The 12,911-nt window shown below is 71.5% G+C and carries 12 protein-coding genes; 7 read left to right on the top strand and 5 right to left on the bottom strand.

The window, feature by feature from the left end:
* Window positions 1–140: 140 nt before the first annotated feature.
* The 4 genes from BLR90_RS09850 to BLR90_RS09835 all read left to right on the top strand — a co-directional run bounded on the left by BLR90_RS09850 (window position 141) and on the right by BLR90_RS09835 (window position 2,486).
* Window positions 141–341, top strand: a complete 201-nt coding sequence (locus tag BLR90_RS09850; RefSeq protein ID WP_091025018.1) for a DUF4244 domain-containing protein — start codon at window positions 141–143, stop codon at window positions 339–341.
* Window positions 338–718, top strand: a complete 381-nt coding sequence (locus BLR90_RS09845; protein ID WP_143016174.1) for a TadE family protein — start codon at window positions 338–340, stop codon at window positions 716–718. Before BLR90_RS09850 ends, BLR90_RS09845 begins: the two co-directional genes overlap by 4 nt.
* Before the next feature lie 11 nt (window positions 719–729).
* A complete protein-coding gene (locus BLR90_RS09840) occupies window positions 730–1,083 on the top strand; it encodes an Rv3654c family TadE-like protein (protein WP_245715236.1) in 354 nt (117 codons plus the stop codon).
* 128 nt (window positions 1,084–1,211) lie between these two features.
* On the top strand, window positions 1,212–2,486 hold the full coding sequence (locus tag BLR90_RS09835) for an ATP-binding protein (RefSeq protein WP_091025017.1): 1,275 nt from the start codon (window positions 1,212–1,214) through the stop codon (window positions 2,484–2,486).
* 364 nt (window positions 2,487–2,850) lie between these two features.
* Here BLR90_RS09835 and BLR90_RS09825 read toward each other — a convergent pair whose 3' ends face one another.
* The gene (locus BLR90_RS09825) at window positions 2,851–3,171 is read right to left on the bottom strand and encodes a hypothetical protein (protein ID WP_091025015.1); all 321 of its coding nucleotides are present in this window, start codon (window positions 3,169–3,171) and stop codon (window positions 2,851–2,853) included.
* A 12-nt stretch (window positions 3,172–3,183) separates the two neighbouring features.
* The gene (locus BLR90_RS09820; protein WP_091025014.1) at window positions 3,184–5,517 is read right to left on the bottom strand and encodes a DEAD/DEAH box helicase; all 2,334 of its coding nucleotides are present in this window, start codon (window positions 5,515–5,517) and stop codon (window positions 3,184–3,186) included.
* A 174-nt stretch (window positions 5,518–5,691) separates the two neighbouring features.
* On the opposite strand from BLR90_RS09820, the gene BLR90_RS09815 reads away from it, so the two are divergent.
* Both BLR90_RS09815 and BLR90_RS09810 read left to right on the top strand, forming a co-directional pair.
* Window positions 5,692–6,024, top strand: coding sequence for an STAS domain-containing protein (locus BLR90_RS09815; protein WP_091025013.1), 333 nt, complete (start codon window positions 5,692–5,694; stop codon window positions 6,022–6,024).
* A gap of 145 nt (window positions 6,025–6,169) precedes the next feature.
* A complete protein-coding gene (locus tag BLR90_RS09810; protein WP_091025012.1) occupies window positions 6,170–8,542 on the top strand; it encodes a sodium-translocating pyrophosphatase in 2,373 nt (790 codons plus the stop codon).
* A gap of 51 nt (window positions 8,543–8,593) precedes the next feature.
* Here BLR90_RS09810 and BLR90_RS09805 read toward each other — a convergent pair whose 3' ends face one another.
* Genes BLR90_RS09805 through BLR90_RS09800 form a run of 3 tightly spaced genes read right to left on the bottom strand, consistent with a single transcriptional unit; the run spans window position 8,594 to window position 11,199 of the window.
* On the bottom strand, window positions 8,594–9,613 hold the full coding sequence (locus BLR90_RS09805; RefSeq protein WP_091025011.1) for an Ig-like domain repeat protein: 1,020 nt from the start codon (window positions 9,611–9,613) through the stop codon (window positions 8,594–8,596).
* A gap of 3 nt (window positions 9,614–9,616) precedes the next feature.
* Entirely contained in the window at window positions 9,617–9,766 is a 150-nt protein-coding gene (locus BLR90_RS20695; RefSeq protein WP_143016173.1) for an Ig-like domain-containing protein, read from the bottom strand.
* Window positions 9,733–11,199 carry a hypothetical protein gene (locus BLR90_RS09800; RefSeq protein WP_091025010.1) on the bottom strand — a complete coding sequence of 489 codons (1,467 nt, stop codon included), beginning with the start codon at window positions 11,197–11,199 and terminating at the stop codon, window positions 9,733–9,735. The genes BLR90_RS20695 and BLR90_RS09800 overlap by 34 nt, the downstream gene beginning before the upstream one ends.
* Window positions 11,200–11,371: 172 nt before the next feature.
* On the opposite strand from BLR90_RS09800, the gene BLR90_RS09795 reads away from it, so the two are divergent.
* Window positions 11,372–12,844, top strand: a complete 1,473-nt coding sequence (locus tag BLR90_RS09795) for a DUF7059 domain-containing protein (RefSeq protein WP_245715235.1) — start codon at window positions 11,372–11,374, stop codon at window positions 12,842–12,844.
* Window positions 12,845–12,911: the final 67 nt, after the last annotated feature.

The following is a 12,911-nucleotide window of genomic DNA, read 5'->3' as shown; positions in this document are numbered from 1 at the left end:
GGCCACCAGCTGTGCACAGCCGGGGCGCCGCGCGGGCCACTGCACAGCGGAGGCCGCACCGGTCGCGGACTGTCGGGGCGGTCGCCAATCCTCGTCCCGACCGGCCGCGACCCGTGGCCGCCAGACGAAGGGGATAGCCCATGACCGACACCACCACTCCCGTCCCGCTGCGCCGGCGTCCGCACGACGAGCGCGGCATCACGACGGCGGAGTACGCCGTGGGCACGGCCGCGGGCGCCGGGCTCGCCGGGCTGCTCTACAAGCTGCTCACCGGCGGCTTCGGCGACAAGCTGCTCAAGACCCTGTTCGATCACGTCCTGGGCCTGCTGGGCATCGGGTGACCTGGCCGACCCGGCCACGCCGCACCGACCGCGGCGCCGTCACCGCCGAGCTGGCGCTCACGCTGCCGATCCTGGTCGCGGTGACGATCGGGCTGGTGTGGCTGCTCGCGGTCGGTGCCGCCCAGGTCCGGGTGGTCGACGCCGCTCGCGAGACCGCACGGGCGGTGGCCCGAGGTGACAGCACTGCCGAGGCGGTGGCCCGCGGTCAGCAGGTGGCGCCGCCCGGCAGCACCGTCACGGTGAGTCGACAGGACGGCCGGGTCGTCGCGGTTGCCTCGGGGCGGGTGGACGGTCCGGGTGGGCTGTTCGGCTTCCTGCCCGGCGTCGAGGTCCGGGCCGAGGCCGTGACCCTCGACGAGGACGAGGTGGGCCAGTGAGGGTTCGGCCAGTGAGGTCGCTCCGTCGTCGTGACGAGCGCGGTGGCGCCACGGTCTTCGCGGTGGCCTGCCTGGCGGTGATGCTCCTGGTCGGCGCCGCCCTCGGCGTCGTCGCGGCCATGGTGACGGCTCACCGCGCCGCGCAGTCCGCCGCCGATCTGGCCGCTCTCTCAGGAGCGGCCGAGCTCGGCCGCGGCCGCGATCCTTGCCCGGCCGTCGCCGTTGTGGCCGAGGCCAACGGCGCCTCGGTCACTGGATGCGCGGTTGCCGGTCGCGACGTACTGGTCGAGGTCGAGGTGTCCGGGCCGCACTGGCTCGGTCAGTTCGCCGACATGGGCGCCGCGGCCCGGGCCGGGCCGGCCTGAGACCGCCGCAGCGCGCTGTCGCTTGGGAGCACCTCAAACCATAGTTCCTGATCTCCTCGGAGTGTAGTTCTCAGAAATCACAAACTGTAGTTTGTGGGAGTCGCTAAGTGTAGTCTGTGCAGGTGAGCATGCCAGGACGAGGCGCCAGAGCCTACCGCCCCCGCGTCCTCGATGTCGTCGTCCAGCAACGCCTCCAGTCCTCCGGTGCCGTGCTGCTAGAGGGTCCCAAGGCATGCGGCAAGACGTTCACCGCTGAGCAGTTCACCGCCAGCCAGGTCTACCTGGACACCGACACCGCAGCGCTCGACGCCATCCGAATCGTCGACCCGGGACTGGTGCTCAACGGGGACCCTCCCCAGCTCGTCGACGAATGGCAGCTCGAGGCGACCCGCATCTGGAACTACGTTCGCAGCGAAGTGAATCGCCGGGCCGAGCCGGGCCAGTTCGTGCTGACCGGGTCCGCCGTCCCTGAGAACGACGCGCGGCGTCACACCGGCGCCGGCCGGTTCGCCCGACTGACGATGCGGCCCATGAGTCTCTTCGAGAGCGGTGAGTCCACCGGGGCCATGTCTCTCGCCGCGCTCCTCGCAGGCGAACGCCCGGCCACGGCCACCAGCCTCAGCGTCTCCGACGTCGCAGGCCTCATCGTCCGAGGCGGCTGGCCACTCAACCTCACCCTGCCCGTAGACGCAGCGGCCCAGTCCAATGCCGACTACCTACGAAGCATCGCCGAGGTCGACATCTCGCGCATCGACGGCGTACGTCGCAACCCCGCCCTCGTCCAACGCCTCATCCAGGCACTCGCACGCAATGTCGCCATGGAGCAGAAGGTCGCTCGACTCGCCGCTGAAGTCGAAGGGGAAGAAGGCACCATCGCGCGCACCACCGTCTACAGCTTCCTCGACGCGCTACGGCGCCTCATGGTCCTGGAGGAGCAGCCACCGTGGAGCACCCACCTGCGCTCCCGCGCGACACTCCGTCAGGCGCCCCGCACTCACTTCATCGACCCCTCACTGGCCGCCGCCGCCGTCGCGGCAGGACCCAAGCGGCTCCTGGCCGACCTGAACTACCTCGGGCTGCTCTTCGAGTCCCTCGTCATCCGGGACTGCCGGGTCTACGCGACACCCCTGGACGCGAGCATCCACCACTACCGGGACAGCGATGGGCTCGAGGTCGACGTCATCGTCCATGCCCGAGACGGCGGCTGGGGAGCGTTCGAGGTCAAGCTCGGCGGCGAACAGGCCATCGACCAAGCCGCCGCGGGGCTGCTCAAGTTCGCCGGCAAGGTCGACACGAGCAAGGTGGGCGAGCCCGCCGTCCTTGGCATCATTACCGCTTCCGGCTACGGGTACACCAGGCCTGATGGCGTCATCATCGTCCCCATCGGGGCTCTCGGCCCCTAGTAGATCCGCAGCTTCAGCGAAGTCGCAGCGCCAGATCGATGCGCTGGGTCTCGTCTAGGTCGGTACCTGTCAGACGCTCCGCAAGTCCCTGGGCGTCTCCCGCAACTAGCAGTTCGTGGCAGGTGGGGCACAGGTGCCACGAGTCCGCCATGGCGAACGTCGCGGCAGCGGGGGTCTCGGTGACGTGGGCCCACGGAGCCGGCGTGCCCTGGCACACGGCACATGCCCCGGTGCCTCCGTCGCCGCCCTCGTCGTCGCGGTCGCCGTCCGGATGCGGCTGGGAACTCGTTGTCCCGGCAGGCGCAGGCGATCGCTCGCCAGAGACGGACCCTTCGTACGAAACCATCTCGGCCACCGCAGTGGCTCAGATGTGCGGGCGGTCCTGGTCGTCACCGTCGAGGTCACGACGGCGCTCGGCCTCGGCCCGGTCGAGCTTCTCCGAGAGCTCGGAGAGCTTCTGGTTCTCGCGGCGCTGGGCCAGCTGGCGCTTCGCGCCGAACTTGGTGATCGACATGCCCCAGAGGATCGCGATGCCTGAGCCCACGCCCAGGAGGAACAGGGTGACCGCCCCGACCTCGGTGTTGAGCAGCTCGAGCTTGCCGCTGGAGGTCACCTCGGCGGTGAGCACGGAGGCGACAATGAGCAGGGCTCCGCCGCCCATCAGCAGGACTCCCAGGATCAACATGTGCCGAGGCTACTAGTCGCCGGCGCCGGCGAGCAGCACGTCGAGCAACCTGGCGGCGGCGAGCTTGTCGAGGGGGTTGTTCTGGTTGCCGCACTTGGGCGACTGGATGCACGACGGGCACCCGTCGGCGCAGGCGCACGACGCGATCGTGTCGCGGGTGGCGGTGAGCCACTCGCGGGCCGCCCCGAAGCCGCGCTCCGAGAATCCGGCGCCGCCGGGGTGACCGTCGTAGACGAAGACGGTGAGCCGACCGGTGTCGCCGTGCAGGGCGGTCGAGACACCGCCGATGTCCCAGCGGTCGCAGGTCGCGAACAGCGGGAGCAGGCCGATCGAGCAGTGCTCGGCGGCGTGGGCGGCGCCGGGCAGGTCGGCGGTGGCCAGCCCGGCGTCGGTGAGCAGGTCGTCGGGCACGGTCCACCAGACCGCGGTGGTGCGCAGCGCGCGCACCGGCAGGTCGAGCAGCTCCTCGCCGATCACCTCGCCGCTGGGCCGGCGGCGCTTGAGGAACGACACGACCTGGTGGGACACGTCGACCTCGCCGAGCGAGAGTCGCGAGCGGCCCCACTCCTGGTGGAGACGCTCCGAGACGATGGTGATGTCGGTGATCTCCCGCGCCGAGGTGGAGTAGTGGGGCTCGGCCCGGCTCATCACCGCCACGTGCTCGTCGAGGTCGAGGCTCTCGACCAGCCAGGTCTCACCGCGGTGCACGTAGACCGCGCCCTCGTGGGCGGTGCCGTGGGCGCGACCGCCGTCGACGGTGCCGACCACCCGACCGGTCTCGGCCTCGATCAGCTGGATCGGGGAGCCGCCGGCCGAGCGGATGTCGGCGAGGTCGGCGGCGCGGCGCCGGTCGGTCCAGAACCAGCCGCGCGGCCGGCGCCGCAGCAGGCCCGCCTCGACCAGGCCGGCGACGACCGAGGGTGCCGTGTCGCCGAAGAGCGGGAGGTCGTCGTCGGTGAGCGGGATCTCCTGGGCCGCCGCGCACAGGTGCGGGCCGAGCACGTAGGGGTTGTCCGGGTCGAAGACCGTGGCCTCGACCGGACGCCCGAACAGCGCCTCGGGGTGGTGGACGAGGTAGGTGTCGAGCGGGTCGTCGCGCGCCACCATCAGCCCGAGGGCGTCCTGCGCGTCCCTGCCGGCCCGGCCGACCTGCTGCCAGAGGGCCGCACGGGTGCCGGGGAAGCCGGCCATGATCACGGCGTCGAGGCCGCTGACGTCGATGCCGAGCTCAAGGGCGTTGGTCGCGGCGAGACCGACCAGGCTGCCGTCGCGCAGCGACTGCTCGATCGCCCGCCGCTCCTCGGGGAGGTAGCCGCCGCGGTAGGCCGCGACCCGGCCGGGCAGGGACGGGTCGACCTCGGCGAGCAGCTCCGCCGCGGTGAGCGCGACCTGCTCGGCACCCCGGCGGGAGCGGACGAACGCGAGGGTGCGCACACCCTCGGCCACCAGGTCGGCCAGCAGGTCGGCGCTCTCGGAGGAGGCGGCCCGGCGCACCGGGGCGCCGTTCTCTCCGGCGTACGACGTGAACGGCGGCTCCCACAGGCCGAGCGTCACCTGCCCGCGCGGCGACGCGTCGTCGGTGACGGCTCGGACCGGGAGACCGGTGAGGCGACCGGCCGCGGTCTCGGGCTCGGCGACCGTCGCGGAGGCCAGCACGAACGTCGGGTAGGCGCCGTAGTGGGCGCAGATGCGCCGCAGCCGGCGCAGCACCTGGCTGACGTGGGCGCCGAACACCCCGCGGTAGTGGTGGCACTCGTCGACCACGACGTAGCGCAGCGACCCGAGGAACGCCGACCACCGCGCATGCCCGGGAAGCAGCGAGCGGTGGAGCATGTCGGGGTTGGTGAGGACGTATTCGGCGTAGTCGCGGGCCCAGTCGCGCTGGTCGCGCCCGCTGTCGCCGTCGTGGGTCGTGACCCGGACGTCCAGCCCCAAGGAGGTCAGGCCGGCGAGCTGGTCCTGGGCCAGGGCCTTGGTCGGGGCGAGGTAGAGCACGGTCGCCCCGCGCTGGCCGCGAGTGCCGCGGCTGCTGCGCGCGGCGGTGAGGGCGGGCAGCTGGTAGGCGAGCGACTTGCCCGAGGCGGTGCCCGTGGACAGCACGACGTGCTGGCCGGCATGGGCGAGCTCGGCGGCCTGCACCTGGTGGAGCCAGGGGCGCTCGACCCCGCGCGCCACCCAGGCGGCGCGGACGTCGGGCGCCACCCAGTCAGGCCAGTCGCCGAAGACCGCCGCGCGCGGAGCGAGCGTCTCGACGTGGGTCAGCCGGTCCTCGCGCCCGGGCGCCGCGGCCAGGCGTCGTACCAGCTCGGAACCGCTCCGGGAGAGCGGGCTGGTGGAGGACGGCACCCGTCGATTGAAGCAAAGTCCACCGACACCCGCCCGTGGCGACCCTCGTCCCGAGGAGAGTAGGTTTTACTTCTTTGTGCAGGCGAGCGGTTGCCGTGGTTTCATATTCCTGGCCGGGTGTCGGGCAGGCCGCCCGCTCTCGCTGTCTGAACACTGTGCTTCCTGGGAGAGAACGTGGACCTGACTCTTGATACGCGCGAGGTCGGTGGGCGCACCATCGTGGCCGTCGGCGGCGAGATCGACGTCTACACGGCTCCCAAGCTGCGGGACCGGATCACCGAGCTGGTCGCTGACGGGGTCTACAACCTGGTCATCGACATGGAGGGTGTCGAGTTCCTCGACTCCACCGGTCTGGGTGTCCTCGTCGGCGGGCTGAAGAAGGTCCGCGCCCACGACGGCTCGCTCGAGCTGGTCTGCAACCAGGACCGGCTGCTCAAGATCTTCCGGATCACCGGCCTGGCCAAGGTGTTCGTCATCCACGAGTCGGCCGAAGCCGCCCTCGCCTGAGCCCTCCGGGCGTCTCGCCCGAGACTCGCCGGTGTCGTCCCTCACACCTCCTGTGCTACACCTCACTGCGCCTGCGTAGACTCCGCCACGTTCCGTGACCTGAGCCACAACACGCGGCTCGATCCCACTTCGCAGGAGGAAGCACATGGCCGGGATTTATCCCGCTGTCGTGGACCTCTCCGGCGGCAATCTCATCCTGGTCATCGTCGTCGCCCTGATCGCGCTCGGCGCGTTGGCGATGGCGTTCATGTTCCGCCAGGAAGTCCTTGCTGCCGGTGAAGGCACCGACAACATGAAGAACATCGCCCAGGCCATCCAGGAGGGCGCCAACGCCTATCTGACCCGGCAGTTCAAGACGCTGGCGATCTTCGCCGCTATCGCGTTCTTCGCACTGCTGGCGCTGCCCGCCGACGACATGGCGGTCCGGATCGGTCGCTCCATCTTCTTCCTCGCGGGCGCCGGCTTCTCGGCGGCTGTGGGCTACCTCGGCATGAACCTCGCGGTGCGCGCCAACGTGCGCGTCGCCGCGGCGGCCAACGAGCCCGGCGGTCGCGAGCCCGCCATGACGATCGGTCTCCGCACCGGCGCCATGGTCGGCATGCTCACCGTGGGCCTCGGCCTCCTCGGCGCCAGCATCGTCGTCCTGCTGTTCAAGGACGAGGCGCCCCACGTGCTCGAGGGCTTCGGCTTCGGTGCCGCGCTGCTCGCCATGTTCATGCGAGTCGGCGGCGGCATCTTCACCAAGGCCGCCGACGTCGGCGCCGACCTGGTCGGCAAGGTCGAGCAGAACATCCCCGAGGACGACCCGCGCAACGCCGCGACCATCGCCGACAACGTCGGCGACAACGTCGGCGACTGCGCCGGCATGGCCGCGGACCTGTTCGAGTCGTACGCCGTCACCCTGGTCGCCGCGCTGATCCTCGGCTCGCAGGCCTTCGGCGACAAGGGCCTGGTCTACCCGCTGCTGATCCCCGCGATCGGCGCGCTGACGGCCGTCGCGGGCATCTACCTCACCCGGCCCAAGGTCGGCGAGAGCGGTCTCACCACGATCAACAAGGCGTTCTACCTCTCCGCCGGCATCTCCGCGGTGGCGTGCGTGATCCTCTCCTTCGTCTACCTGCCCAACGACTTCGCGGACCTCGAGGGCCTCGAGACGAGCCCGCTCGACGCGATCTCCTCCGGCTCCGCCTCGGGCAGCCCGGCCCTGATCGCGGCGCTCGCCGTGGTCATCGGCATCGTCATGGCGGCCGGCATCCTGGCGCTCACCGGCTACTTCACCGGCACCGAGTACAAGCCGGTCAAGGACGTCGGCAAGACCTCGCTCACCGGCGCGGCCACGGTCATCCTGTCCGGCCTCTCGGTCGGCTTCGAGTCCGCGGTCTACACGACCCTGGTCATCGGTGCGGCCGTCTTCAGCGCGTTCCTCCTCGGTGGTGCCTCGCTCACGGTGTCGCTGTTCGCCGTGGCCCTCGCCGGCTGCGGTCTGCTGACCACCGTCGGCGTCATCGTCGCGATGGACACCTTCGGTCCGGTCTCCGACAACGCCCAGGGCGTCGCGGAGATGTCGGGCGACGTGAGCCCCGAGGGCGCGCAGATCCTGACCGAGCTCGACGCCGTGGGCAACACGACCAAGGCCGTCACCAAGGGCATCGCCATCGCCACCGCGGTGCTCGCGGCGACGGCACTGTTCGGTTCCTACGCCACCTCGGTGCTCGAGGCGGTCAAGGATGCACGTCCGACGGAGGAGGAGTTCTCGCTTGCGGACTTCTTCGTCTTCAACCCCTCGGTCCTCGTCGGCATCCTGCTGGGTGCGGCCGTGGTGTTCCTCTTCTCCGGCCTCGCGATCAACGCCGTGGCCCGTGCCGCTGCCGCAGTCGTCTACGAGGTGCGCCGCCAGTTCCGGGAGATCCCCGGGATCATGGAGGGCACCGGCCGGCCGGAGTACGGCAAGGTCGTCGACATCGTCACCAAGGACTCGCTGCGCGAGCTGACCACGCCGGGCATCCTGGCGGTCCTGGCCCCGATCGCGGTGGGCTTCGGCCTCGGCGTGACGGCGCTGGCCGGCTTCCTGGCCGGCGCGATCGGCACCGGCACCCTGATGGCCGTCTTCCTGGCCAACGCGGGTGGAGCCTGGGACAACGCCAAGAAGCTGGTCGAGGACGGCCACCACGGCGGCAAGGGCTCGCCGGCCCACGAGGCCACGATCATCGGTGACACCGTCGGCGACCCGTTCAAGGACACCGCCGGCCCGGCGATCAACCCGCTGATCAAGGTGATGAACCTGGTCTCGCTGCTGATCGCCAGCGCCATCGTGTCCCTGAGCATGGGCGACGACCAGAACGACGCCGTCCGGATCATCATCGCCCTCGTGGCGGCGGCGATCATCGTCGTTGCCGTCTACATCTCCAAGCAGCGTGAGAGCTCGATGGGTGACGACTCCGGTACGCCGGCGCCGCCCCTCGCGACTCCCACCCAGCCTGTCGTCACGGACCCCACCAGGCCCACGCCGACCGTCTGACCCAGCTCCACCGTTGACCCGCCCGAAACTTTCGGGCGGGTCAACGTCATTTCAGGAGTTGCGGCGCCGGACCTTCAGCACGACCGCCTTGGAGCGGGACGGCTTGACGGTGGGGCCACCGGCGTACCGGGCGGTCAGCGAGTGCTTGCCGGGCTTGAGCCGGGGCAGCAGCACGACGCGTACGCCGTCGTCGGTGCGGCGCACGGTGTAGGTCTTGAGCAGCTTGCGGCCGTCGTAGATGTGAACCTTCCCGTACGGCGTCACGCCGGCGGCGGCGAGGGTGATCTGGACCGGACCCCGGGTGCCCCACGGGATCGTCTTTGCGGCCAGCACGAGCCTGGCCGTGCTCGCCAGCTTGGCGACCTGCTTCGGGCCGGCCACGGCGACGCCGGGCTGGTAGCCCGGGCGGGTGGCGGTCACGCGGACGGCCAGGGTGCGGCCGGCGTCGGCCGCAACGACGGCGTACGTCGCCGCGAAGGCGCCGCTGACGGGCACCCGGTCGCGGAACCACTGGTAGGTGAACGTCGGCTCCTCGTCGCCGGGCCAGGTGCCCGGCTTGACGGTGAGGATCCGGCCGACGACCGCGGTGCCGGTGATGGACGGAGCCGTCTCCACCTCGATCGGGTCGCCGATCACCCCGGTGACCGCGGCGCTGGTCGTGGTGCCGGCGAGCAGCAGGGTGTTGGTGCCGGTGGCGACGACGGTGAGCTGCTTGCCGAGGTCGGCCGGGCGGACCGTGTAGGTCTGCCCCGTCGCGCCGGTGATCGCGACGCCGGTCTGCTGCCACTGGTAGGTCGTCGTGGCCGTCGCGTCGTTCCAAGTGGGCTCGGTGGCCGTGAGCTCCGACCCGACCTTCGGCGTCCCGGTGATGGCGGTCGGCGACGTCGCGACCGGCGGCTCGAGGTTCGGGACCGGAAGACCGGGGATCTCCGGGACGCAGACCGGGGGCAGGGGCGGGACCGGAGGCAGGCAGATGTCCGCCACCGCGGGCGACGCGGACAGCGTGAGGGAGCCGACGACGAGCGCCCCGCCCGCCAGGGTGGTGCCCAGCAGGCGCGAGAGGTGGGACATGGGTTACCGCTTCCTGGTGACGGTGAGGACGACCGGCGCCGACTTGGAGGCGGTCGTGGCCCGGGTGCCCGCGAAGCGGGCGGTGAGCTTGTGCTTGCCGGGCTTGAGCTTCGGGAGCTTCACGATCCGGGTGCCGTTGTCGGCCAGGCGCACGGTGTAGGTCTTCGCAGCTTGCGGCCGTCGAAGATCTTGACCTTGCCGGAGGGCCGGAGCGAGCCCGGGGCGAGGGTGATCCGGAGCAGCCCGGCCTTGCCCTGCTTGATCTTCTTCTTCAGCAGCTTGAGCGTGGTCTTCGAGGCGACCTTGGGCACGGTGACGGGCCCGGCCGCCGCGCTGGCGGGCGTGAAGCCCAGCCGGGTGACGTTGACAAGCACGGCCAGCCTGCGGCCGGCGTCGGTGACCTTGACGACGTACTGCGAGTTGGTGGCGCCGGTGATCGGCTGGTTGTCGAGGTACCACTGGTAGCCGAACGTCGGGAGCGTCCCGAGGCCCCAGGCGCCGGGCTGGACCGTGAGCACGTTGCCGGCCTTGGCCACGCCGGAGATCGAGGGCGCGGTCTCGGCCAGCAGGTCGCCGAGCTTGCCGAGGACGGTCGCGCTGCTGGCGGTGCCGATCGCGTCGCCCTTGGTGCCGGTCGCGGTCAGGCGCAGCGCCTTGCCGAAGTCCTCGGGCTTGACCGTGTAGGTCAGCGACGTGGCCCCGGGGATGGGGATGGTGTTGCGCTGCCACTGGTAGGTGGTGACCACGTCGGAGGTGTTCCAGGCGGGCGCGGTGCCGGTGAGCAGCGTGCCCACCTTGCCGGTGCCGGTGGGGATCGGGAAGGCGGTGGCGACGGGTGTGCCCGGTGCGCCGACGAGCGGGATGCCGAGGCCGTTGGTGAGCAGCTGGACGATCGGGATCCCGGCGAGGGTGCCGGTGACGACGGCGGTGATCTCGGTGCCGGCGTGCTCCGCGCCCGGGATGAAGGAGAGTCCCTGGGCGCCCGGGATCGGGACGCCGTCGCTGAGCCACTGGATGGTCGTGGTGACGCCGGGCAGGCTCCACTCGACCTGGCTGAGTGACAGCAGCTCGCCCACTGCCGGGACGCCCGTGAGTACGGGGGCGACCAGGGCCGTGAGCACAGCACCCGGGTCGGGGTCCGGGTCGGGGTCGATCGGGAGCGGGATGTCGATCCCGTTGCTGAGCGCCGTCCCGACCAACGGGATCAGGCCGAGGAGAGTGCCGGTCACCCGCGTCGTGATCTGGTGCCCGGCATCGTCGGTCGTCACGGCGTAGGTGAGGTCGGTGGCACCCGGGATAGGCACGCCGTCGCGCAGCCACTGGTAGGAGTTGCTGACCACGTCGAGGGGGCTGAGCAGGTCCCAGACCGGGGGAGCCACCGTGAGGGTCTGACCGACCTGGCCTACACCGCTGAGCAGCGGCGCGGTGATCACGCCGAGCACGTCGGCCTGTGCGGCGCTGGGCGCTGGTGCCGTCGCGGTCGCGGTCGCGGTCGCGGTCGCCGGTGAGCCGACCCCGAGGACCAGCCCGGAGCCGATCAGCGCGGTGGTGACGACGTCGCCGAAGGCGCGCCTGTACGAGTTCATCGTGCTTCCTCCCCATGAGGTGCCCGGACTCGCGCCCGGCCACCGTTCTCCCCTACCGCCCCGAAGGTAGGACGAGCCGCGCGGGTCCTGGGTGGGTTCTCGGGGGATGCGGGCGCTGGTCTAGTCCGCCGCGGGGGCCGGGTCGGCGGGGGCCGGGTGCGAGGATGCGGAGGTGAGCCAGCCCCCCGAACGACTCGACTTCGTGGGCCCCCTCCGGGCCTCGCTCCTGACGGCCGGCTTCACCTACGACGGCGTCGCGGACCTGCTGGGCGCGGAGGCGCACGCCGCCCTGATGCGCAACGAGACGACCCCCGGACGCCGGCGGACGACGGGCGGTACCCCGGTCGAGACGCTGGTCCGGCTCTTCCTCCTGCAGCTGCCGGTGTCGCTGGCGGAGGCCGAGCTGGCGCTTCCCGGCCAGGTCGACCGGCTCACCGCGGAGGGCCTGCTCGAGCAGAGCGTGAGCGAGGTCGCCGCCCGCCTCGACATCCGGCCCTACGCCACCGACGACGCCGACCTCTGGGTGGTCAGCGACCTCACGCCCGGCCTTGACGGCGGGTCGCAGCGGGTCGGCACCGACCACGTGCTCGGCATCAGCTCCGCCTCCACCTCCCTCGCCCAGCTCACCATCCGCACTCCGGTACGACGTGCGCTCGACCTCGGCACCGGGTGCGGGGTGCAGGCGCTGCACCTCGCCGCGCACAGCGACGAGGTGGTCGCGACCGACGTCAACCAGCGCGCGCTGCGGCTGACCCGGCTCAACGCCGAGCTCAACGGCGTCGCCGCGCGGGTCGACGTCCGTGAGGGGTCGTTCTTCGAGCCGGTCGCGGGGGAACGGTTCGACCTGATCGCGACCAACCCGCCGTTCGTCATCTCGCCCGGCACCGGCGAACGTCTCGTCTACCGCGACTCCGGGCTGCCCGGTGACCGCGTGGTCGAGGACATCGTGCGCGCCGCGCCGTCCTACCTCACCGACGGCGGCTGGTGCCAGGTGCTCGCCAACTGGGTGATCGCCCGGGACCGGCCGTGGGACGAGCGCCTCGGTGACTGGCTCGCCGGCGACTGCGACGCGCTGGTCGTGCAGCGCGAGGTCGTCGACCCGGCCGTCTACGTCGAGCTGTGGCTCAAGGACGCCGGACTGCACGGGTCGGCGGACTACCTGCGGCGCTACGACACGTGGCTGTCGTGGTTCGGGGACCAGGGGATCGAGGCGGTCGGCTTCGGCTGGGTCAACCTCCGCGCGTCCGGCGCCGGCGACGTGGCCACCGACTTCCTCGACTGGCCCTACGACGTGGAGCAGCCGATCGCGCCCGCGATCCACGAGTGGGGCGAGGCAGTGCGGGCCCGCGTCGACCTCGACACCCGGCTCGTCGCACGGACCGACGTACGGCAGGAGACGGCGGGGCCGGCCGGCGCCGAGGACCCCGAGACCATCGTGCTGCGCCAGCAGCGCGGCTTCCGCCGGGCCCGCCAGGTCGACACCGTCGAGGCCGCCCTGGTCGGTGCCAGCGACGGCGAGCTCAGCCTGGGCCAGATCCTCGAGGCCGTCGCCACGCTGACGGAGGCCGAGCCCGACCTGGTGCGCGACGCCTACCTGCCGGTCGCCCGCGAGATGGTGCGCGAAGGTTTCCTCGAAGTGCCGTGACGCCGGGTGGGCGAGCAGTATCGTCCGGGGCGCCCCGCGAACTCGAGGTCGAGGGTCTCTCGAACCC

The organism is Nocardioides szechwanensis, assembly GCF_900103935.1.
GTDB lineage: Bacteria > Actinomycetota > Actinomycetes > Propionibacteriales > Nocardioidaceae > Nocardioides > Nocardioides szechwanensis.
The sequence above is the reverse complement of the archived record's forward strand: the minus strand, read 5'-3'. Positions and strand labels throughout refer to the sequence as shown.